This window comes from Microbulbifer mangrovi (genome assembly GCF_002009015.1).
Lineage (GTDB): Bacteria > Pseudomonadota > Gammaproteobacteria > Pseudomonadales > Cellvibrionaceae > Microbulbifer > Microbulbifer mangrovi.
This window is the reverse complement of the sequence record NZ_LZDE01000317.1, coordinates 14,481-37,607: the sequence shown is the minus strand read 5'-3', so window position 1 is coordinate 37,607 and position 23,127 is coordinate 14,481. Positions and strand designations below refer to the sequence as shown.

Genomic DNA, 23,127 nt, shown 5'->3' with positions numbered 1-23,127 from the left:
CCATGGATGGGTTAACGGGGGGGCGCCTAGCTCGTGTTTCGCAAAGGTTCAGCCGGTAGCGTTGCCGCCACAAAATAAACTACATCAGCGGTTTTCTCGACGCGCCATAAATGCCAGTCGTTCCAGCATATGCACATCCTGCTCGTTTTTGAGCAGCGCACCGTACAGCGGCGGTATGGCCGAGGTGGTATCGCGATTCTTCAATACTTCCTCGGAGATATCATCGGCCATCAGCAGTTTGAGCCAGTCAATCAGCTCGGAAGTAGACGGTTTCTTTTTCAGGCCCGGCACATCGCGGATCTGGAAGAATATATCCATCGCCTCGGCAACCAGCGTATTTTTGATATCCGGGTAGTGCACATCCACAATTTTGTGCATGGTCGCGCGATCCGGGAAGCTGATGTAATGGAAAAAACAGCGGCGTAAAAACGCATCCGGCAGCTCTTTTTCATTGTTGGAGGTAATGATCACAATCGGGCGCTGTTTCGCGGTGATGGTTTCACCGGTTTCGTACACATAAAACTGCATACGGTCGATTTCCACCAGCAGGTCATTGGGGAATTCGATATCCGCCTTGTCTATCTCATCGATCAGCAACACGACCCGCTCGTCGGCCTCAAAGGCCTCCCACAGCTTGCCCTTCTTGATGTAGTTACCGATATCGTGGACCCGATCCACCCCCAGCTGGGAATCCCGCAGGCGCGATACCGCATCGTATTCGTACAATCCCTGCTGGGCTTTGGTGGTGGACTTGATATGCCACTGAATCAACTTCAGGCCGAGACTGCTGGCCACCTCTTCCGCCAACAGCGTCTTGCCGGTGCCCGGCTCCCCCTTGATCAATAGCGGGCGTTGCAGCGTGACTGCCGCGTCCACTGCCATCTGCAGATCATCCGTGGCAACGTAACTGTCGGTTCCGGTGAATTTCATGGCCGCTCCGAATTCCTGTGCTCGAAAAGCATTCATGGTAAAGGATCGGGAAGTTGGCCCCAAAGGCAGATTCGGTCAGATTAAATGACGGCAGCGGCCGCATCCGGACAGAATGCGACCAGTATTGAATCGACAGTCATAAACCGCCAATAAAGAAGGAAAGGTGCGACGATCAAGCCACCTGCGCGCGACGGCGACGCACAACCTGACGCCCCTTGTCGGTGATGTACCAGCGGATACCCAGATGACTGTGGATTTTCCCCACCATCTCCAGCACTAGCAGGCTGTTGAGCGCGCGCGCCACGGAGTTGGTTTCCATGTTGCCCTCCTGCACCATGCCGGCGAGGGAGCGGAATACACAATCGCCATTGTTGAGCAGGCTCAATACATGCAGGGCATTGTCATCCAGCTTGCGAATCTGGTTGAAATCCAGGGTTGGCCCCTGGTCAGGGTCCCCTTCAATCTCGTGCTCCAGCAGCGGCATCATCTCCAGCTGCATCGCACGGATTTCCTGCTCCAGATTCTCCACGCGCGCGCGGGCGATACTGGCATCCCGCAGCTGGCGGCGAGCCGCATTGAACACGAACATACGCGAGGCAATGGCTGCAAGCAGGCAATAGCCGGTAAAAATCAGCAAACGCGACGGGTCGCCCTGTATTTCGATCAACAGGTCGCTCTGGGTGAACTTGAGGAAGATGGGGACCATCAGCGCGCCGCACAGCCCCATGATCAGGCAGCGGGCCAGACCAGCGGGATCTTCTTCGGTAAACAGCATCTGGTAGTAGTTGACCAGGCCACCGAGAATACCGGAGACCAGCATGACGGCGGTCAGTATTAGCAGGTGATCGAGCATCCCTGTCCCTTTATCCCATGCACAGTAAACGCCACTTCAGGCACTTCTCAGGCACTTTGTGTTATGTCCGTTGTTCTTACGGCTTCCCGGCCGTTTTTGATAGATGACTCCCGGCCCAGGCTGAAGCCATTCAGCGCCGCGCAATCCGCGGCCCCAGAACTGGAAGGGATTGTGGCGGGCTCTAATAGATATAGCAGTTTGCGGGAAAATGCGCGGCCGCAGAACGCGGCAGGGAAAGGAATAGGCGCCAGTTACCGCCGGAGCGGGTTACTGGCGCGGTATCACGGGTATAAACCCTTAGAACTGGTCACTCTCTGTCATGGGGCGATCTTTACGGCGGCGCACAATCAGCATGATGATCCCTACGATCAACATCACCGACAACGCACCGCCAGCCGCGAATACCAGGCTGGCCGCCACTTCTGGGGTGGCGCCCTCTTCCTCAAACACGGTCTGGTACACAAACAATGGCAGTACCGGTGTCAGCGGGCCCTCAGGCGAGGTGCCTCGGGCGGGAACCAGCAACACGGTAGCTGCTTCCAACAGCAGCAGGTTGCGCACCCACGACCAGCTCCAGTTGCGCATAAACCAGAAGCCTGCGGCCAACAGGACCACCACGCCGCCGGCATATATTGCCCAGGCTAATTTGAATTCTTCTGCCATTTTTACTTCGCTTTTGTTTTACTGTTATCGGATGTGTTTATTCGTCGCCCACCCAGATGACGATGTGATCCTCAAAATCATCAGGCTGTACTTCCGTTTCGCTGATCACCTTGTCCTGCACGGAAATACCGGCCTTGTGCACCGAGTCCGGATCGCCGGACACCAGCGGATGCCATGCGGGCAACTGGCCACCCTCCGCCAGAATGCGATAGGCACAGGTGCGGGGTAGCCAGGTAAACCCTGCAGCATCTTGCGGTGTCAGCTGGATACAGTCTGGCACCTTCTCCTTGCGGTGCGGATAGTCGCTGCATCGGCAACTGTGCGTATCCAGCAATTTGCAGGAAACACAGGTGGTGTGGACCTCACCGGTGTCCTCGTCTTCCAGGCGATGCAGACAGCAGCGGCCACAACCATCGCAGAGAGACTCCCACTCGGCCTCGGTCATTTCCGCAAGGGTTTTACGCTGCCAGAAAGGCCGTTGGCTAACCATTAAATCACGACTCAGCCGCGGGGCAGCTTGCTGTTCTGCGCGGCTATTGCCCGCATTTCATCGTCAGCCACCGGCGGCATCTGCAGATAGTAGCCCTGATCCTGCACCGCGTGCATGACCTTTTCCACATCCGCGCGCGCGAGTTTGCGTTCAACCGTTAGCAGCATGGTGGTGACATGCACCGGCTTGCCAAACAATTCCTGCAATTTTTCCGGTACCCGGGACAGGCCCTCGCGCTTTTCCACGTACAGGTACATCTCTTGTTCTCGCGGACTGCGGTAAATATCACACAAGACTTTCATGGGGCATCACTCGGGCCATCAGGCCTTATTCAGGGTATTCAGTGCTTTGATTAGGGGCTCACCCACCACCTGGCGACGCCAGCCACACAGTCGACCTTCCAATTCGGGCGTACCCGACTGCACCAGCGTTTCCAACTCTTTTTTCCGCACAAGGATTTCCGGCGGCAGGTTCGCAGCCTCCGCCAGTGCGTTGACGTCCTCGCGCAACAATTTAAGAACCTCACCCTGCGCGCGGTTGAGAGGTTGCGGCAAGCGCGGCGGCTTGTCTTCGCGCCCACCCGCTGCAGTAATGATCTGCAGCAGGGTTTCGCCGTATTTGCGCAGGGTTTTCCCCTCCAGCCCCGGCTGTGACAGGGTGGCGAGGTATTTGGGCATGGCCTGGGCGAGGCTCATACAGACATTTTCTTTCAACAAGTGATTGCGCGGCATATTGCGCGCGCGGGCCTCGCGCTCGCGCCAGGCACACAGGTCCTGCAATACCGCGAGCTGGTCTGAGTTCAGGCGCCAGGCTCCTTTCACCTTGCGATAGTACTGATCGAAAGGTTCCGGATTGCGCGCCGCCTCGATCAGCGCGCTGCAGTCTTCCCGCAACCAATCCAGGCGATCCTGCTCACGCAGTTTTTTCAACAACAGGGCATACACCAGTGGCAGCCAGGCCACGTCCAGTGCAGCGTAGTTTTTCTGGGACTCGCTGAGCGGTCGCTGCAGCCAGTCGGAGCGGGTCTCGCTTTTCGGCAGATCGATTTGCAGCAGGGCACTTACCGTGGCGGCGTAACCCAGCCCTGAGCGCATTCCGGTGATAGCGGCGGCAATCTGGGTGTCAAAAATTGGTTCCGGAACGACGCCCAACAGGCGGTCCAGGGTTTCCAGGTCTTCGCTGCAGCTATGCATGATTTTCACCACGCGGGTATCTACCAGCAGTGCCCGCAGCGGCTCGAGATCTTCGATTGCCAGGTTGTCGATCAGGTAGCAGCGCTTGCCATCACCCAGCTGCACCAGTGCGGGCAGCGGATAGAAAGTCCGGCTGCGCATAAATTCCGTGTCCAAGGCCACTGCTCCCTGGGAGCGCAGGCGCTCACAGAGTTCAGCCAGCTCAGCGGAGCTATCGATCCACACCGGGGTGGTATCCACCAGGCTTTTATCTTGCACCTGCGGATTTTTGCTCTGCTCTACCATTACAGCACCGTACGACTGTTAAAGGCGTGCGCGAGTGTGCCGCCGTCGATGTATTCCAGCTCACCGCCGATGGGTACACCGTGGGCAATACGACTTACCGCAATGCCCTTGGCGCGCGCCCGCTCGGCAATAAACTGCGCGGTGGCCTCACCCTCCACGGTGGGGTTAGTGGCAATAATCAGCTCTTTAATGGCGCTGCCTTCCTGCTCGTCGCCCTGCTGACGCTCGCCCAAACGCTCTCCCAGCACATCCAGACCGATATCCGCAGGACCCACGCCGTCAATTGGTGAAAGATGGCCGTGCAACACGAAATAGAGGCCGTGATAATTGCCCGCCTGCTCAATGGCGAGAACATCAGCCGGCGTTTCCACAACGCATAACAGCGCGTGATCGCGGCGGGAGTTATTACACAGCGCGCAGATTTCCTGCTCGGTCAGCGTGCGGCAGCGGGTGCAGCGGCCGACCTTTTCCACCGCCTGCTGCAGCGAGCTGGCCAGCAGGCCGGCGGCATCGCGGTCTTTTTCCAGCAGGTACATCGCCATGCGCTGGGCGGACTTGGGGCCGACACCGGGCAGGCAGCGCAACGCGCGAATCAGGTCTTCAATCAGGGGGCTGAACATAGTGTGTGTTCGACGATTTCAGAAAAAGAAAAGGGCCCGTACCGGGCCCCGAAATTTAAAAGGGCTGGCGATCTATCAACCGAACGGAAACTTGAATCCTTCGGGCAGGTTCATCCCCGCTGCGAGGCCCCCCATCTGCTCTTTCTGCAGCTTCTGCGCGGCCTCTTCCACGCGGCGTACCGTATCGTTCACCGCAGCGGCGAGCAGGTCTTCCAGCATTTCCTTGTCTTCACCGAGCAGGCTCTGGTCAATATTCACATCCACCACATCGTGACGGCCATTCATGGTGACCTTGATCATCCCCGCGCCGGATTCACCGGTTACCCGCAGCTCGGTCAATTCTTTCTGCATTTTTTCCATGCGTTCCTGCATGTCGGCCTGCATTTTCTGGGCCTGCTGCATCAAATCGCCCATACCTTTCATCATGGAGTTCACCATTCAATCAATGCGTTAAATCTGGTTTCTGCAGTGGACGCGGCGCGCGCGCCTCACCCTGGTATTCCGCCGGCTAGCCCCGATATTCCACTGAATCGGGCACTAGCTGCGCGCCCAGTTCAGACTGCAGTTCCTGGACCAGTGGATCTTTGTTCAGCGCGTCGCGCGCGGACAGCAACTGCGCCTCCCGGGTGGCGGCGATCAGTCGCGCGGGCGTGCCGCCATGCACTTCTCCCACCTGGATATGTACGGTCACTGGCTGCCCGAAGAAATCTCCCAGCACGTCCGCCAGGCGTCGCTGGTGGCCCTCGTCGTACAGGCTGCTGGAGGACTGGTCGAGGGTAAAGGACAGTATATTGTCCTGCCGCCCCAGTAACTCCAGGTTCGAGGCAATGGAGTGCAGGATACCGCTCACACCGACCTGTGGATACATCGCCGGCCAGCTGCCGGGTGACAGCGCATCGAGGCGCGCCGCCGGTGCCGGTGAAGTCTCCTCAACCACCGGTTGTGGCGCCTCCGCTGCCCGGGGAGCGGGCTCGGTCTCAAACGCGTTTACCGGTGCTGATTCAACCTGCGCTACCTGTTGACGCAGTTGCTCGCGCAATGCTGCGCGCTCATCGGTAGCCACAGTGCCCGCAGGCTGGGAAGGCTGCTGCGGCACGGGCTCGGCAGGAACCGGGTCGACTGAATAATCCTGAGCGGGTGCTGTCTGTGGAGCCTCGGTCGCAAAATTATTTGCGGCCGGTTGTAGCGCCTCGGCAGAAGACGGCCCAACCTGCGCTGATGGGGCATCCACAGGCGCTGATGGGGCTTCGATAAGCGCTGATGGCTCTTCGATTGACGCTGATGGCTCCACTACCCGCGCGAAAGGCTCTTCATCCCGCATTGCGGGCTCTGCCACAGGGTTCTGTGGTTCCGATTCAGTGCGGGGCTTTTTTTCAGGGGCTTCCTGCTGAGGCTCCTGTGCCGGTACAGCGTGCTGCGGGGATTGAGCCTGCGCGTGCGGCGCGGGATCTTCCGACCAGGGCGGCGCATCGTCCGCGACTACCGATTCACTTGCGGCAGCCGGTTGCGGTGCCGCGGCTGCGGACTCAGGGGCAGCAACTACCGGCTGATTCGCCTCTTGCGGGGAAGACAAAGCTGCTGGTGAAGCACTTGGTTGTACAGAATCATGGCTCGCGGCCTGCGATGCGGTCTGGTTAGCACCGGCGAGACTCGCGGTCGGAATATGTGCGACGCCCTGGGGCTTGAACGCGAGCATCCGCAGCAGCGCCATTTCAAAGCCGCCGCGGGGATCGGGTGCCAGCGGCAGGTCGCGCCGTGCCAGCAACGCCATCTGGTAAAACAGCTGCACGTTTTCGCCGGCCATGGAAGCAGCGTGGTGGCGCAACATATCCGCATCGCCGAGCGCATTGTCGATGGCTTCCGGCAAGACCTGAGCAATAGCGATCCGGTGCAGGATGGCCGCAAGCTCCGCCAGTGCGGCGCTGTAATCCGGTGCCTGCTGGGACAGCTCTTCCACCGCGGCAAACAATGCGGCCGGATTTTCTTCCGCCAGGGCACGGATCAGCTTCCACACCAGGGTGCTGTCGAGGGTGCCGAGCATCGCGCGGACTTCCGCCTCACTGATCTTGCCGCCGCCAAAGGCTATGGCCTGGTCAGTCAGGCTCATAGCGTCCCGCATACTGCCGTCCGCGGCGCGCCCCAGGTGCCAGAGCGCGCTCTCTTCAAATGGCACCAGCTCTTTTTCCAGCACGAAGCGCAGGTGTTCCACCACCCGCTCAGGACTCATATTCTTCAGATTGAACTGCAAGCAACGAGACAGCACCGTCACCGGCAGTTTTTGCGGGTCAGTGGTGGCCAGCAGGAACTTGACGTGGGGCGGAGGCTCTTCGAGGGTCTTCAGCAGCGCATTGAAGGAGCTGTTGGAAAGCATGTGCACCTCGTCGATGAGGTACACCTTGTAGCGCCCTCTCGTCGGCGCGTACTGCACGTTTTCCAGTAGCTCGCGGGTGTCCTCCACCTTGGTGCGGGAGGCCGCATCCACTTCGATCAGGTCGACGAAACGGCCATCGGCAATCTCTGTGCACACCGAGCACTGTCCGCAGGGCTCGGAGCTGACACCGGTTTCACAGTTGAGGCACTTGGCCAGAATCCGTGCGATGGTGGTCTTGCCCACCCCCCGGGTACCGGCAAACAGGTAAGCGTGGTGCAGGCGATTGTTATCCAGGGCGTTGATCAGCGCCTGAAGCACGTGCTCCTGGCCCACCATCTCCCGAAACAGTCGCGGCCGCCATTTACGCGCCAGTACTTGATAACTCATTCGCTCTCCGCACCTTTCGATGCCATGGTTGTATAGATGGATGCCGACACCGGCATTCGCAAAGTGGGCCATTATAACGGCATCAACGCGCAGGAATAGACACCCGCCAGTGCAACCGCCCCCGCGGCGGTTTCTGGAGGGGGCGACCTGATTGGTCATTTCATCGTGTCAAAACGACCACTCGTCGATTGCCATTCAGCTGTGTTATAACTGTTCGGCACCCGCCTTATAACAAACACAACATATGCAACGAGCGCTGTACGGGGATTCCGCTGACTAATGAATAAAGCCCGGAAGACACTTCTGGAGAAGCTGTTTGCCGATCACGGCCAGGCACTGGTGCGGTTTGTCACCCGCATCGTGCGCAGCACCGAAGACGCCGAAGACATTGCCCAGCACGCCTACCTGCGCCTGCAGAAGCTCAGTGACGAGAAAGACCTCGAGAACCCCCGTGCCTACCTGTTCCAGATCGCCAACAACCTGGCAGTGGATCAGCTGCGCCGCGGTAAGCTGCATATCGAATACGTCAGCCAGCAGCTGCCAGCGGAAGGTGCCACCGCCACCGATGACGATCACGCGTTTCACCAGTCGCCTGAGCGGGTTCTCGCTGCCCGTCAACAACTGCAGGCCATCCACGACGCCATGGACAGTCTGCCCCTCAAGTGTCGCCAGGCATTCCTGCTACACCGCAGCCGCGGCCTGTCTTACTCCGAAATCGCCCGGGAGATGAATATCTCGGTCAGCAGTGTGGAGAAGTACATTCTGCAGGCGCTGAAAGCCTGTCGGAAAAAAGTCGGAAACTTATAGTCCATACTCCCTTCTATATATAAAGCCTGCAGTCGGGCGCAGACGGGCGGAACTCGATTGACCGGCAATCCTCTCCCACGCAGCAATGCTTCCGGATGCCACTTTGCCCCCCTTGGTATGAGAGCCGATGAATGCATTTTGTGCCACTGAACAACCATGGCGCATCCAGCACCGAGAGTGCACCGCTGTGCAGCAAAAAATATTAAATTTCTTTGAGGGGGGGCGGCGATCATTCGTCTTACTAATGAACAGCGGCATCCAATCAAGAAAATACGGATCCCGCAGGGAATATGTGCTAAAGTTTGCAGCGATTTATCGCAAATATTGCACAGCAAAACCAGGGATGTTGTTTTGAGTGCCATAAAGTAGCACCATGTTGGTGCGATCGGGCAAAAAACGAGCTGGTAAGTGCCTTAAGACATTTACCAACCGAATGACAACTCTGACACACAGCTCGATCAGTTATTGGAAAACAAGGTATTAGTGCGGTGAACCCTCAGGAAGTACAAGAAGCAGCAGCGGAAGACAGGCTTGATCAGGCATGTGCCTGGATCGCGCGCCTGCGTTCCGACACGATCAGCTCTGCTGATCGCCGCGCTTTTGCCGCATGGATGTCCGAATCCTCTGCCAATCGCCAGGCTTTCGACGAAATGTCTGAGCTCTGGGGCGATCTGGGAGCCCTGTCTCACCTCCCCCTGGACGAACTCTACCCCGAGAGTGTTCCCAGCGCCGAACATCGCGGCGGCGGTGAATCTGTACGCACAAACAATACTAAAGCGCGCTCGAGCAACTCCGATACTACCGGCTGGAACCTGCCCCAATGGTTGATGGGTGGCAGCGCCGTTGCCGCCTGCCTGGGTATTGCCCTGTGGATTGGCAACCAGTGGTTGCAACAGGCACCCGTTCAACAGCAGATGTACACCACTGCTGTAGGAGAAACCCGTACCGTGGCCCTGCCCGACGGCTCCGAAGTTAAACTGAACACCAATTCCGAACTGATCGTCAATTTCAGCCGGGACGAGCGGCGCACCCAATTGCTGCGCGGCGAAGCCTACTTTGACGTGGCCCGCCAGACCTCCCGCCCGTTCACTGTAGCGGCAGGTAGCGCCAATATTCGCGTACTCGGCACCCAGTTCAACGTGGAACGCAATCCGGAAAACACCCGCGTCTCTGTCACCGGTGGTGTCGTTGCAGTCAGCGAGGCCCGCGTCGGTAGTGGTCTACAGCCAGAATCTGTAAAACTGACTCGCAACCAGAAGGTAAGTGTATCCAGCAGCGGACTGTCCAATGTCGGACACACTTCCGCCGATGAAGCACTGGACTGGACTCGCGGTCAGCTGGTGTTTGACGAGACTCCACTCAGCGAAGCCCTGGAAGAGCTCAACCGCTACCTCAAGGTTCCGGCTGCGGCCTCCGCTGCCGTCAGCGACAAACCGCTGTCCGGCACATTCGAGCTGGCGGACCCTGAAACTACCCTCGCCGCCATCGTCACCGCCCTGGATTTGGCACAGGATCAAAGCGATCCGAACCTGACTCTCTTGTCAGCCAAGCCTAACTGAGATATAAATCCCGCCTTGGTGATCGTTCTTTTTTTAGCCAAAAGCTAAGCGATCACCGTCACCGCACTACTAACCAGAAATAATCTGCGGATTCCGGTCACCGATCGTGCCGGACACGTGGGTGGGATAAAAGGCTTTTGAACCTCCGGCACTGGGCAGCACTGTCACTGACTGGATTGTTGGCACTCTCGGAGAGTGCTGCGGCCACCTGCCCGAAATCCGGGGTAAAGCTCCCAGCTGGCCCGCTTTCCCGCGCATTGATCAGTCTCGGACGTGAGTGTCGAGTCTCCCTTGTTGTGCACGCAGCCAGTGCTTCCCACGTGTATGTCCCTGAGCAATATCTGGAAACCCCGGGTGGCAGTATCGCACCGGCGCTTCACCAGCTGCTGGACAAGACTCCGCTGACATTCACCCACGCCGGCACCAACGCCATTGCTATTGTTGCGCGCGGTGAAGAACCAGAGCAGGAAATCACCGACCCGCCGCTCCTTCCCGCCGAGGAAGTGATCGTAACCGGCCAGAACCTTACCGGTAGCCACCTGCGTCACCTGAAACTGGACAGCTACGCGCCTATTGACGTTCTGGCGCAGCCAGAGCTTGAGATTACCGGGGCGCAGACGGTTTCCGAACTGCTCAAATTCCTGCCGGCGGTTTCCGGTAATTCCACCAGCACCTCAGTGACCAATGGTGGCAATGGCACGGCCACTGTCACGCTGCGTGGATTGCCAGCAAGTAACACCCTGGTGCTGATCAATGGGCGTCGAATCGTCAATAACGGGTTCGGTGGCGAAGCCGCGGATCTCAACACCATCCCCCTGTCTGCAGTAGACCGCATCGAAGTACTGAAAGATGGCGCCTCTGCGGTGTACGGATCCGACGCAATCGCCGGGGTGGTCAACATCATCCTGCGCCGGGATTTCGATGGCCTCTCAGTTAACAGTTACTACGGTCAGGCTGAGCGCGGTGATCAGCAGACGCATTCCTATAGCCTGACCTGGGGTGCAGGCAACGAAACCTCTCACCTGATGTTCAGCCTGGCGGATTATCGCCAGGGCGAAATCCTTAGCCGTGACCGCGGTTTGTCAGCCTCTGCAGACAACCGTCCGCGCGGCGGCACGGACCTCAGGTCTTCAGCCTCTCCGCAGGGATTTATCGGGCTATCCGATGGAGTGATCACCAGTACCGAAGATGGTTACAAGTCGTGGACTCCCGAAGATCTGTACAACTTCCGCGAACACACCTCGGCCCTGGTGCCATCGGAAAGACAATCCGCCTATGTAGCGGCCAATCACAACCTGAGTGAAGCAGCTGAAGCCTTTGCGGAAATTATGGTGGTGCGTACGCGTTCGGAAAATACCATGGCGCCGACGCCGGTATTCACCCGCTTCGATAACGGCGACCTGAGTATCGCCGCCGACAATATCTACAACCCGTTTGGCGAGGAGATCACCGACGTACGCAAACGGGTGCTGGAGCTCGGTCCGCGGATCCAGTACAACGGCACCGACACATGGCGCCTCAATACTGGCCTAAAAGGGTTGGTGGACGACTGGCAATGGGAGCTCACTGCAGCCCTCCACTACACCCGAGCGGAAGAAGACTTCAACAACCTGATCGACCCGAACAAGTTGTCCGTGGGCCTGAAAGGACCGGAAATCTGCAATGAAGGAACTGACTGTGTCCCGGTGAACATGCTGGGAGCCCCCGGAAGTATCGATCGCGCGCAATTGGACTTCATTCGCGGGATAAACCAGGTCAACGGCGCCTCACGCATGAACTCACTCACCTATGTGGCCAACGGCCCGCTAGGTCGATATGCAGCTGGGGATATTCTCGCCGCAGCGGGCGTTGAGTTGCGTCGCGAGGCGATCGATTTCACCTCAACAGATGCTGACGGTCTTTCCCTGATCGGAGGTGTTGCCTCTGGCTCCGCACAAGGCGAGCGTATGATCGGCGAGGCCTTCGCGGAAATTTCCATCCCACTGAAAGCCAACTCTCTTTGGCTTGACGGGGCGGTGCGCTATTCCGACTACAGCGACTTCGGCAACACTGCAAATCCCAAGCTGGCGCTGCGCTGGCGCCCCTGGCCGTCCCTGTTGGTACGCGCCAGTTACGCCACTGGCTTCAAGGCTCCGACTCTTGTGGACATGAACCAAAAGGGAAGCCAAAGCCAGGAATTTCTTTTTGACCCTTGCACCAACAGTAACGCCAACACTTTGCCCGGCTGTAACGGCCGCGCAGATCAGGCCCGTATCCAGTACCTAACCGAATTTGGCGGCAACCCGGATCTGCAGCCCGAGACTTCCGACAACCGATCATTCGGACTTGTGTGGACACCGGGCGACTTTACCGGATTCCAGGCGAGCCTGGATTTGTTCGATATTCGCCAGAACGATGTGATAGACACCAACCCCCAGTACCTGATCAACCAGAATGCCATGAGCGGCCTGTTCCTCGATCGCGTGCAGCGTGATGCGCAGGGAGACATCACTCGCATTATCGCCACCCGCCTGAATATCGGCGCCCGCGAAGTCCGCGGTGTCGACGCAAGCATGCGCTACCAGTACCAATCTGAAGAATTAGGACTTATTCGCTGGTCGATGAACAGTAGCCATATGGACAGCTACCTGAATCAGCTAGCGCCCGGCAGCCCCGTTGAGGACCTCGCTGGCACCTTTGCCGATTCCGCCAGTGGCGGCGCTGGCTCCCTACCCCAACGGAAAGCCAATACGGGCGTTTATTGGAGGCGGGGACGCTGGGAAGGTGGATATACGATTCACTATGTAAGCGGCTTGAAGGAAAACTTCACCCTCGACAATCAGTCCGTCACCCGCAATATTGACAGCTGGTCCACCCACGATGTGCAGTTGGCGTATGACATTCCCGCGGGATTCCGCTTCGCCGTCGGTGTCGATAACTTTCTCGACGAAGCCCCTCCATTCGCGGCCTCCGCATTTAATGATAATTTCGATGCCCGCACCTACGATCTCAGCGGCCGCTACTGGTACACCACGTTTAGCTTCAACATATAAAGCAATACGTGAAGCAACCCCTGCCAACTGATTTCACATCTTTCAATTTTTCCCTCTATCCTGTTTCCTGATCTTCCGTATCTATTAAAAGACAGGGACATTTTATTTGTCGGGCTGCTTTCGGACGGGTGCCGTGGAGCGCTAACCCGTTACTTCGCCCGATGCCGTTTGTTGCGATGAAAAACCGCAGAAGTTCCTCCCCCGGCGATATACGCAATGTCGCCCTATGCTCGCCCCGCAATAAAAGCAGCGCACATGCTGTTCGCCTTTACCTCCTTTTTTGACGTCGCAATTGGCACTATTGAACCAAAGGCGCAAATTCATTCACAAAATGACTTGAACGAAGAAAAATTGTTCTAGGGTTGATAGCAAGCCTTTGTTGATAGATGTATGCAGTTGTCAGAGAGGGCGCGGCCAAATTCGGCGAACATCACCGGTATCAGGAGAGGTATACCATGGACAAAACCCGTCTTTCTCGGGCAATCAAGGGCGCGATCGCAGCTGCCGCCGTTACATCCAGCTTTTCTACCGTTTCTATTGCTCAGGATGCACAGGCGCAGGTTGAGGAAATTGTTGTAACCGGTTCTCGCATTCAACGTGCGACGGATGCCAATAGCGCCACCCCCATCAGCGTGTTCGATGCTGCCGCACTGGAGCAATCGGGCCAGACAACTCTGGAGGACTTTCTCCAGAATATTCCATCCATGACAGGTGGCCAGCTGGGCTCTTCCGTCAACAACGGTAGCGGCGGCCTTTCCACCGTATCGCTACGTGGTCTCGGTTCATCGCGCACGCTCATTCTCATGAATGGACGTCGCCTCAGCTCGTCTGGTGGCGCAACCGGTGTAGTTGACCTGAATACGATCCCCACCTCCATTATCGAACGCGTGGAAATCCTGCGCGACGGCGCGTCAACCATTTACGGTTCGGATGCCATCGCCGGCGTCATCAACATTATCACCAAAAAAGGATTTGAGGGTGCAGAGCTGACCGCAGACTACGGTGCTTCCACCCACGGCGACGGGGACGAATACCTGGCAGCAATGACCATTGGTACCGGCAATGACAAAGGCCATGTCATGCTAAACGCGCAATACACCAAGCGCGAAGATATCGGTCAGGGTGAGCGCAGATTCTCTGAGTGCCCCCTGCGGGAAATTGGTGGGGATATCGTTTGCGGTGGTAGCGCCACCACCACTCCGGCGCGATTCTCCCCCGCATCCAGTTCTGATCAGCTGATCGTTGATCCTGTCACCGGCGTGGTTCGTCCCTTCAATGCCGCATCCGACGCATACAACTTCGCGCAGGCCAGCTACCTGGTGACGCCGCAAGAGGTAGCTTCAATTTATGGCTACGGTACATACGAGCTGTATGACTGGAAAGACGTGACCACATTCAGGGGCTTCAGTGAACTCTCCTTTGTGAATCGCCGCTCGGACCAGCTACTCGCAGCAGAAGGTACATTCTGGGGACCTGAAGTACCGGTAACCAACCCCTACAACCCCCTTAATGAACCAGTCAATATTGGACGCCGCCTGGAAGAAACCGGTGGACGCGCCTTTAGTCAGGACCTGAACACCTGGCGCGGTGTAGTCGGCCTCGAAGGTGAATTCTGTAACGAGTGGACCTGGGACCTGTCGTACAACTATTCCCGCTGGGTGGACTCTCAGATCGATCGCGGGCGCGGTAATACAGTGCGCTTCCAGAATCTGCTCGACCCCGTTGCCTGTGCAGCGGACCCGGAATGTGCCGCTGCGCTGGCGGACTCGAACAACGTGCCAGCTTGGAACCCCTTTGCCGTAGGCACGTTGACCCCCGCCATGCAGAACTATGCACTGGTTACCAACTCGCCTGTTGACCGCGCTTCCCTGCGCAGCTTCCAGGCCAACCTGGTGGGTGACTTTGGCGAATGGGCCCTGACTGGCGAAGCCCCCGCTTGGGCCGTCGGTTACGAAAACCGGGCGGAACGCACCGAGATCATCCCTGACGGCGCGGCGGAAATCGGCCAGATTTACTTCGTGAATGGCGACGCCTGGGGCGGCAACTACAGCGTCGACGAGTTCTACGGCGAAGTGCGTGTCCCCATCATGGAAGGCCAGCCATGGGCTCAAGTCCTGGCCTTCGAAGCGTCCTTCCGCTATTCGGACTACAGCACCATCGGTGACGACACCACATTCGGCGTCGTGCTCGAATATGCCCCCCTGGAAGAGCTTCGCTTCCGCGGCACCTACTCTGAAGGTTTCCGTGCACCGGGCCTGGACGATCTGTACCTGACCTCAACGGTCTCTGCAGAGACTTATGCGGATCCCTGTAACGAGTACAGTGCCGGCGAAAACGCCAACATTGTCGCCAACTGTCAGGCTGACGGTATTGCGCCAGGAACCACCATCGCCTCGACTCAGGCTACCGGCCTATTCGGTGGTAACCCGGACCTGGAAGCAGAGAAATCCGAAAGCTGGACCCTCGGCATCGTCTGGACCCCGTCCTGGACTGATGACATGGGCTTCACTGTGGACTACTTTGACATCAGTATCGACGATGCCATTGGTACGCTCACCACCAACACCATCGTGCAGGGATGTTATGAGAGCCCCAACTTCAGCTCTCCGCTGTGCGACCTGATCACCGGTGCCCCCGCAGTGGGAACCAGCCCGTCGCCCGACGCGCCCACTCGCCGCGCATCTGACCTGACCATTGCCGGCCAACTGCTGAACAGCCAGAACGTGGCGACCTTCGAGACTTCCGGTGTCGACCTCGGTTTCGACTACAGCATGGATGTTGGCCCGGGTATAGTCAGCGTTAACCTCTCTGCAACTTACCTGCACGAGTGGAAATACCGCGGTAGCTCGGAAGACCCGACTGTAGACCTGGCTGGCTACTTCGGCGCAGACCCGGTAACTACTGCAATCGTTGCTTTCCCCGAGTGGAAGTTCTACGGCACCGTGGGCTATGAGTACGACTGCTGGAGTGCATTCACCACTGTGCGCATGCTCGGCGAAGTAGACGACTTCGACCCATCACCCACTGACCTGGCCACGCACATCGATACCACCTGGTACCAGGATGTGAACTTCAATTACTTCCGCTGGGAGAACGTGAAGCTGACAGGCGGTATCCGCAACGTGTGGAACCAGCAGCCCCCTTATGTCACCAACAACGATGACATGAACACTCTGATGAGAAGCTACGACACTGTAGGCCGCTTCTTCTACGGCAGTGTAACCCTGCAGTTCTAATCCCTAGCGACGCTCTCAGGGCCCCGCCGATCTGGCGGGGCCTTTTTTATTCCCCCCCAAAAACTCCCCTGCCTGCCAGCAGTGTCAAACCGGCCTACTTTGACAAACCTATCCTACCTCCCCTTACCACCAAACTGAAACCGGGGCAAGTTTATTTGAGGACATTAAAGTGTCGCACGTTAAACATTTGTTGGGATGAAATTTTCACTCGGGAAGCTCTTCCCAATCGCGCCAAGCCGGCGAAATCAAAATAAATCTAAAATCAAAGAAAGAGAGGGAATCAAATGAAAAAAAACCTCCTATCCATGGCAGTTAAAGGTGCCCTAGGACTTACAGCTGCGACACTGGTGTTTCCCGCATACGCACAAGAAGAGACCGGAATCACAACAAAGGAAGAAAGCGAATTAATTGAAGAGGTATATGTAACCGGCTCACGCATTGCTCGTGCCGGCTATGACACTATGCAGCCAGCTAGCACGCTGGATAAAAACTTCTTTGACACCAACGGGTTCACCAACGTCGCTGACGCCCTCAACAGCCTACCAATGATGGCCCCCTCCGGTACCAGTCTCGCCGAATCCGACCCCAACAATGTTGGCCAAGCATTTGCCGACTTCTACGGTCTGGGCTCACAGCGTACCCTGACCCTGGTAAATGGCCGCCGCGTAGTGTCTGCCAATGCGCCTACAGCTTTCGGCGCTACAGGTGGCCTGCAGGTCGACCTGAACTCACTGCCTACCGCCCTGATAGACCGTGTTGAAGTCGTATCTGTCGGCGGCGCACCTATTTATGGCTCCGATGCCATTGCCGGCACGATTAACGTCATCCTGAAGGACGATTTTGAAGGCGTTGAAACTGAGTTTTCTGGCGGCTTCGCACACGGCGAAAATGACGCAGGCGACTACAAAGCTTCAATTACGTTCGGCACCAATTTCGCCGAAGACCGCGGCAACGTCGTTGCCAGCTACGAGCACAACAAGGCCGACGCGGTACTGATGAACGATCGCCCGTTCACACGTGATTACTATTATTTCTTTGAAAATCCAGATAGCACCGGCCCAGACGATGGCATTGTTGACCGCTTCTTCGCGAAAGGTCGCTCCATTCCCATCGTAACCCAGGAAGGCATCCCGACAATTGACGGCGGTCCTCCCCTGTTCGCATTCGGCCTCAATATGGCCGATGAAAACGGCAACCCCATCGGCTTCGATGCAGATGGCCACCTCACCCAGATCAATATCGGCGAACCCTCCGGCAACATCATCAACTTTGTTGGCGGTGACGGTCTGCTACTGCAGGACTACGATTCCATTCGTGCACCGATCGAACGGCACCTGTTCAATAGCATGGGCCACTTCGATATCAGCGACAGCATTCAGGCCTACGGCGAGCTGAACTTTTACACTGCCGAATCCGCCGACCCCAATGCGCAACCATTTTATCAATCGGGCCTGTTTGGTGGCGATTCGGTGGCCCTGCCAATATCCATCAACAACCCCTACCTGAACGACAACGACCGCGCCCTGCTGATGGCCAACGGCGTTCCGGCTGATGGCACTTTCTACCTCCACAAAGGAATGAATGACCTGTCCCAGAGCGGCCGCACTGGCGGAGAGAACGAAATGTTCCGCTATGTCATGGGCATCAAGGGTGACCTGAATCTACTGGATCGCGATTGGACCTGGGACATTTCATATAACAAGGGCAAATCCGAGTCTGCCTATGCCAGCACCCAGCTTATTCAGGAAAACTACGAAAAAGCCCTCGACGTCACCACTGACGCTAGCGGCAATATCGTGTGTGTTTCTTCCGATCCGGATTGTGTACCCATGAACATCATGGGCATCGTGACCGATGAGGCCGCTATCGATTATGTGACCACGCAGGGCTGGACCTACGGCGAGCTGGAGCAAGAGGTCATCAGCCTCAACTTCGGGGGCGACATTATCGACCTGCCTGCGGGCCCGATGGCCATGGCTTTCGGGTACGAAATACGCGACGAGACCTCCTCTTTCCAACCCGACGACTTTATGGAACAGGGCCTGGGCCGCTCCGCAGCCCTCTCTCCGCTATCCGGCGGCTTTGACACCAGGGAGTTCTATGCGGAAACCCTGATCCCGGTGATCCCAAGTGACTGGATCCCCATGGTTTCAGGCATGGAAGTTGAGGGCGCCTGGCGAAATGTGGATCACTCTCAAGCTGGCAAGGATGACACCTGGTCTGTAGGTACCCGCCTGATGCTCGACATTCCAGTGGTTGGCTCCGTGACCCTGCGCGGTAACGTTACCGAATCTATCCGCGCGCCAGCGGTCACCGAAGCACTGCTGCCAATTTCTGAAACCTTCTCTTTTGCTAATGACCCATGTGACGAGCGCTATGTGGGCCAAGGTGAAAACCCGGCGCAGCGACTCGCTAACTGTCAGGCGGAGGCTGCTGCGGCAGGCTTTGACTACGACCCCAACTCCTGGCAGTCCGATATCGCCAACGCTTCCCAGCAAGGTTACACCGGCGGCAACCCGGACCTCCTGAACGAGCGAGCCGATGCCTCGACCTATGGCTTTGTATGGGCTCCGGGCTTCGTAGAAGGCCTCGAGTGGACAGTTGACTGGGTCAATATCGATATCGAAGATGCAATCGAATCACTATCCCTGACCATCCTGATGGAAGCTTGTTACGACGGCGACGCAAACAATGCAGCCTGCGGCAACTTCAGCCGAGGTGGCAACTTCCAGATCAACGACTTTACCACCGGGTTCCGTAACGCGGGCTTCTACAATTTCCGCGGTGTGCAGTCTGACTTGAGCTACAACTTCGACCTGAGTAACTGGAACGTGCCTGGCGGCTTTGATGTAAGCGCCAAAGCATTCCACATCAAAGAGCAGCAGTTCTCCGTAACCGGTAAAGATCTCGAAGTAGATGCTGGTGAGATTGGCTTCTCGGAATGGCAAGGCCAGCTGAGCCTGACTTACACCTTGGACAACCTCACTGCCAGCTGGCAAGCCCAGTACATCGGCGAAGCTAACGTCGACAACGATGACACGCCGGAAAGTCGTGATATTCCGGTGGTACCTGATTACTGGCTGAACACCGCTTACGTGGGCTACCAGTTCAACGAAAACCTAAAGGCAAGCCTGTCGGTACGTAACGTTTTTGACGAAGAGCCCCCGATCGCCGTGAATTCATTCACCGCTATTGGCCTCTACGATGTACTGGGGCGCTATGTGACCGCTGGCGTGAGCTACAAGTTCTAACTGAAATTCTGGTCAAAAAAACAGCAGCAATAACCATTCAAGCCCCGCCAATCTGGCGGGGCTTTTTAATTTGGCGGTGTTACCGCCGCATCAACCACAAAAAAGTCCATTTTTCAACCACTTTGCACGAAATTGGTGCGGACGTACCTGTCATTACCCCTTTTAGGAAAAAAAGTGATTTTTTTTGGAGGGGTTTCACACTTGGTCCGTTATCTATTCGTTGGGAAAGGAATGGCCACTTGGGGGTAGCCATTTCCAAACATCGCCACTAAGTGGCAAACCATATAAATCCAACGATCTCAAGAGAGGATTTCCAATGAAAAAGAACCTTCTGTCTGCAGCCGTTAAAGGGGCTCTGGGCCTCACCGCCGCTGCGATTATGGTTCCTTCCATGTCCGCTTATGCACAGGAAGCAGAAGACGCTGCACTGGTGGAAGAAGTTGTTGTTACCGGCTCGCGCATTGTTCGCGCCAACCTGGACAGCCCGACAGCAATCACCACTGTTGACTCCGCATCCATCGAATACTCCGGCGAGCTGAACAGCGCCGAGATTCTGCGCTCTCTGCCGGCTACCGGTGTTTCTGGCCTGTCCAGCAACAACTCCAACTTCCTGACCTCCGGCGGCGGTATCAACACTGTTGAACTGCGTAACCTGGGCGAAGACCGCACTCTGGTACTGGTAAACGGCCGTCGTTACGTATCCGGTGTTGCCGGCTCCTCCGCTGTTGACTGGAACACTATTCCGACCGAGCTGATCGAGCGTGTTGAAGTAATCACCGGTGGCGCATCCGCCATCTATGGTTCCGACGCTCTGGCGGGCGTTATCAACGTCATCCTGAAAGACGACTTCGAAGGCGTAAGCATCACCTCTTCTCACGGTGAAACCCTCGAGTACGGCGATGACACTACCGACCGTTTCAACTTCACCGCCGGTGGCAACTTTGACGGTGGCAAAGGTAATGCCGTTGTCTCCATGACCTACACCGACGAAGGTGGTGTACTGGCGCGTGATCGCAAGAACACCGCGGTCGACGACCTGTCTTCCATCTACTTTGGCGGCAGTGTTACCGACAGCACTGCGCCTTTCTACTCGTCTTACTCTGAGTACGGCCGCTTCGGCATTCCGTCCACTGGCGACCAGTATGTCTTCGACAATGACCTGGGCGAAGTTGTCGATTGGGATGGTGACAAGTACGGCTTCAACCGTCAGCACTTCCGTCGCTACTCCGTACCGACCGAGCGTTTCCTGATCAGCAGTAACCTGAACTACGACCTGAGCGACAACCTTGAAGCGTTCGTTGAAACCACTTTCGCGCGCACCGAGACTCAGACCGAGATCGAGCCTTACCCGCTGTCTTTTGACGACCTGTACATCGATGGCGTTTCCATCGATAACCCGTACGTACCGCAGGAACTGCGTGACCTGGCGGTAGCCGCCGGTGACGAATACATCCAGTTTGTGCGTCGTACTACCGAGCTGGATCAGCGCGGCTCCTTCGCCGAGCGTCAAACCTTCCGTGCATTGGTTGGCCTGCGTGGCGAATACAACGACTGGAACTGGGACACCTTCCTGGGCCAGGGCCAGATGCAGGACAGCCAGCGCGGTACCGGCCAGCTGAACATTTCCAACTTCCGCAACGCTCTGAACGCGGTTGAAGATGCCAATGGCAACATCGTATGTGCTGACCCGGCTGCCGTTGCAGAAGGCTGTGCCCCGCTGAACCTGTTCGGTAAAGGCGCCATCTCTCAGGAAGCTGCAGACTACGTTTCTGCTCCGTCCGTTCGCGACCAGCGCACCAAGCAAACCATCGCTGGTATCAACGTAAACGGTTCGCTGGTGGACCTGCCCGCTGGCCCGCTGAGCCTGGCAACCGGCTGGGAATACCGTGACGAATACGCGGCAGACTTCCCGGACGCCCTGACCCGCACTGGCCAGAACGCCGGTAACAAGGAAGAGCCGACTGAAGGTAGCTACAGCGTCAACGAAATCTACGTTGAGATGGAAGCACCGCTGCTGTCCGACCTGCCGGGTGTTCAGTCCCTGAGCGTTGGCGCGGCTTACCGTTATTCTGACTACGACACCATCGGCAATACCGACGCATACACCGGTCGCGTATCCTGGGTTATCAACGATGAACTGCGTGTTCGCGGTCAGTACGCTCGTGCGGTACGTGCGCCAAACATCAGCGAACTGTACTCTCCGGGCGGCGAGAACTTCGCATCTGTAAGCGACCCTTGTAACGGCGTAACTGCTACTACCTCTGGCGTTGTTGCCGATAACTGCCGCAGTATCCCGGCCGTTGCAGACCGAATCGCCGCTGAAGGTGTTTTCGAGCTGACCCAGCCTGAAATTCAGGGCACTGGCGGCTTCACCGGCAAAGGCAACGAGAACCTGTTCACCGAGACCTCCGATAGCTACACCTTCGGTGCAATCTTCGAACACGATTTCGGCACCTTCGGTAACATCACCACCTCTCTGGACTGGTACAGCATTGAAATCGAAGACCTGATCGACACCGTTGGTCGTCAGACTTCTGTCGACTTCTGCTACAACTCCACCAGCTTCCCGAACAACTTCTGTGACTTCATTGTCCGCGATAACAGCGGCCCTGCATTCCAGAAGGGTGAGATCACCGAAGTTAACTCCGGCTACATCAACGAAGGTACCCTGACCACTGAAGGTATCGACCTGCAGCTGGGCTGGAGCCGCGACGTTGGCATGGGCACGCTGGACGTGAACCTCAACTACGGCCACGTGATGGACTACACCCTGAGCAAGTTCGGCGATGCTGACGAGCTGGTCGGTGAAGTTGGTTACTTCGAGAACCAGTGGCTGGCAACCATCAACTACGCGATGGACCGCCTGGTAGTCCAGTGGGAAACCGCTTACCTGAGCGACGCTTCTCCGGACCTGAGCAGCCCGGACTTCAACTACTCCGTAGGTGAATACGTAACTCACGACCTGTTCGCGAACTACCAGTTCACCGAGAGCGTCAGCGCCAACATCGGTATCAACAACGTGCTGGATGAGGAAGCTCCGATCATCCTGTCTGGTGTTCCGGGTAACTCTACCGGTACTGACACCAACGCGTCTGTATACAACCCGATTGGCCGCAGCGCTTACGTAGGTGTTCGCTTCACCTTCTAATTTATAAAAATTATCTTGGTCTTTTCAGGCGGCTCTTAGAGCCGCCTTTTTTATGCCTTGAAATAAATTACCTGCACCCCCCCCCCAAGAGACACCCGCTGCAACGGAAAGTCACTAAAGTCACCAAAGGCTTACTACGCTCGACATCCTACAAATAAAATAAATCCTGAAAATGGACAATTGAAAACACCAGAAACGGAATTTGGTCACAAAAAAAATAGAAATTTTGTTCAAAGTTTTGAGGAACTTTTTACGCGGGTCGTTAAACACCTGTTGGGCACGGAGATGCTTATTGGGGTAAC

15 protein-coding genes are annotated in these 23,127 nt (G+C 56.9%); 6 read left to right on the top strand and 9 right to left on the bottom strand.

The window, feature by feature from the left end:
- Window positions 1–84: 84 nt before the first annotated feature.
- The 9 genes from B4U49_RS11275 to dnaX form a co-directional block, all read right to left on the bottom strand.
- Window positions 85–930, bottom strand: a complete 846-nt coding sequence (locus tag B4U49_RS11275; RefSeq protein WP_078084698.1) for an AAA family ATPase — start codon at window positions 928–930, stop codon at window positions 85–87.
- A 172-nt stretch (window positions 931–1,102) separates the two neighbouring features.
- Window positions 1,103–1,783, bottom strand: coding sequence for a YEATS-associated helix-containing protein (locus B4U49_RS11270; protein WP_078084697.1), 681 nt, complete (start codon window positions 1,781–1,783; stop codon window positions 1,103–1,105).
- Between the two features lie 297 nt (window positions 1,784–2,080).
- Window positions 2,081–2,446, bottom strand: a complete 366-nt coding sequence (locus tag B4U49_RS11265) for a hypothetical protein (RefSeq protein WP_078084696.1) — start codon at window positions 2,444–2,446, stop codon at window positions 2,081–2,083.
- A 37-nt stretch (window positions 2,447–2,483) separates the two neighbouring features.
- Window positions 2,484–2,936 carry a YcgN family cysteine cluster protein gene (locus tag B4U49_RS11260; RefSeq protein WP_078084695.1) on the bottom strand — a complete coding sequence of 151 codons (453 nt, stop codon included), beginning with the start codon at window positions 2,934–2,936 and terminating at the stop codon, window positions 2,484–2,486.
- 11 nt (window positions 2,937–2,947) lie between these two features.
- Window positions 2,948–3,238, bottom strand: a complete 291-nt coding sequence (locus B4U49_RS11255; protein WP_078084694.1) for a YcgL domain-containing protein — start codon at window positions 3,236–3,238, stop codon at window positions 2,948–2,950.
- 18 nt (window positions 3,239–3,256) lie between these two features.
- Window positions 3,257–4,387 (bottom strand): ribonuclease D, encoded by a 1,131-nt coding sequence (gene rnd, locus B4U49_RS11250; RefSeq protein WP_239692593.1) that lies wholly within the window; start codon window positions 4,385–4,387, stop codon window positions 3,257–3,259.
- A 26-nt stretch (window positions 4,388–4,413) separates the two neighbouring features.
- Window positions 4,414–5,034 (bottom strand): recombination mediator RecR, encoded by a 621-nt coding sequence (gene recR / locus B4U49_RS11245; RefSeq protein ID WP_078084692.1) that lies wholly within the window; start codon window positions 5,032–5,034, stop codon window positions 4,414–4,416.
- Between the two features lie 75 nt (window positions 5,035–5,109).
- Complete coding sequence (locus tag B4U49_RS11240) at window positions 5,110–5,457, bottom strand: YbaB/EbfC family nucleoid-associated protein (protein ID WP_078084700.1); 348 nt, start codon at window positions 5,455–5,457, stop codon at window positions 5,110–5,112.
- Between the two features lie 85 nt (window positions 5,458–5,542).
- Complete coding sequence (gene dnaX / locus B4U49_RS11235) at window positions 5,543–7,792, bottom strand: DNA polymerase III subunit gamma/tau (protein WP_078084691.1); 2,250 nt, start codon at window positions 7,790–7,792, stop codon at window positions 5,543–5,545.
- Window positions 7,793–8,071: 279 nt separating this feature from the next.
- On the opposite strand from dnaX, the gene B4U49_RS11230 reads away from it, so the two are divergent.
- The 6 genes from B4U49_RS11230 (at window position 8,072) to B4U49_RS11205 (ending at window position 22,825) form a co-directional block, all read left to right on the top strand.
- On the top strand, window positions 8,072–8,599 hold the full coding sequence (locus tag B4U49_RS11230) for an RNA polymerase sigma factor (protein WP_078084690.1): 528 nt from the start codon (window positions 8,072–8,074) through the stop codon (window positions 8,597–8,599).
- Between the two features lie 488 nt (window positions 8,600–9,087).
- Window positions 9,088–10,158, top strand: a complete 1,071-nt coding sequence (locus B4U49_RS11225; RefSeq protein WP_078084689.1) for a FecR family protein — start codon at window positions 9,088–9,090, stop codon at window positions 10,156–10,158.
- 137 nt (window positions 10,159–10,295) lie between these two features.
- A complete protein-coding gene (locus tag B4U49_RS11220; protein WP_239692592.1) occupies window positions 10,296–13,190 on the top strand; it encodes a TonB-dependent receptor domain-containing protein in 2,895 nt (964 codons plus the stop codon).
- Window positions 13,191–13,645: 455 nt separating this feature from the next.
- Complete coding sequence (locus tag B4U49_RS11215) at window positions 13,646–16,426, top strand: TonB-dependent receptor plug domain-containing protein (protein ID WP_158078609.1); 2,781 nt, start codon at window positions 13,646–13,648, stop codon at window positions 16,424–16,426.
- 284 nt (window positions 16,427–16,710) lie between these two features.
- Window positions 16,711–19,677 (top strand): TonB-dependent receptor plug domain-containing protein, encoded by a 2,967-nt coding sequence (locus tag B4U49_RS11210; protein WP_078084686.1) that lies wholly within the window; start codon window positions 16,711–16,713, stop codon window positions 19,675–19,677.
- A 316-nt stretch (window positions 19,678–19,993) separates the two neighbouring features.
- Window positions 19,994–22,825: a TonB-dependent receptor plug domain-containing protein gene (locus B4U49_RS11205; protein ID WP_078084685.1), complete on the top strand. Its 2,832-nt coding sequence runs from the start codon at window positions 19,994–19,996 to the stop codon at window positions 22,823–22,825.
- Window positions 22,826–23,127 lie beyond the last annotated feature (302 nt).

Bases quoted from the DNA above. Each gene is read 5' to 3' on its own strand.
- B4U49_RS11275 (WP_078084698.1), bottom strand. From the start codon at position 930: ATGAAATTCACCGGAACCGACAGTTACGTTGCCACGGATGATCTGCAG.
- B4U49_RS11270 (WP_078084697.1), bottom strand. From the start codon at position 1,783: ATGCTCGATCACCTGCTAATACTGACCGCCGTCATGCTGGTCTCCGGT.
- B4U49_RS11265 (WP_078084696.1), bottom strand. From the start codon at position 2,446: ATGGCAGAAGAATTCAAATTAGCCTGGGCAATATATGCCGGCGGCGTG.
- B4U49_RS11260 (WP_078084695.1), bottom strand. From the start codon at position 2,936: ATGGTTAGCCAACGGCCTTTCTGGCAGCGTAAAACCCTTGCGGAAATG.
- B4U49_RS11255 (WP_078084694.1), bottom strand. From the start codon at position 3,238: ATGAAAGTCTTGTGTGATATTTACCGCAGTCCGCGAGAACAAGAGATG.
- recR (WP_078084692.1), bottom strand. From the start codon at position 5,034: ATGTTCAGCCCCCTGATTGAAGACCTGATTCGCGCGTTGCGCTGCCTG.
- B4U49_RS11240 (WP_078084700.1), bottom strand. From the start codon at position 5,457: ATGAAAGGTATGGGCGATTTGATGCAGCAGGCCCAGAAAATGCAGGCC.
- dnaX (WP_078084691.1), bottom strand. From the start codon at position 7,792: ATGAGTTATCAAGTACTGGCGCGTAAATGGCGGCCGCGACTGTTTCGG.
- B4U49_RS11230 (WP_078084690.1), top strand. From the start codon at position 8,072: ATGAATAAAGCCCGGAAGACACTTCTGGAGAAGCTGTTTGCCGATCAC.
- B4U49_RS11215 (WP_158078609.1), top strand. From the start codon at position 13,646: ATGGACAAAACCCGTCTTTCTCGGGCAATCAAGGGCGCGATCGCAGCT.
- B4U49_RS11210 (WP_078084686.1), top strand. From the start codon at position 16,711: ATGAAAAAAAACCTCCTATCCATGGCAGTTAAAGGTGCCCTAGGACTT.
- B4U49_RS11205 (WP_078084685.1), top strand. From the start codon at position 19,994: ATGAAAAAGAACCTTCTGTCTGCAGCCGTTAAAGGGGCTCTGGGCCTC.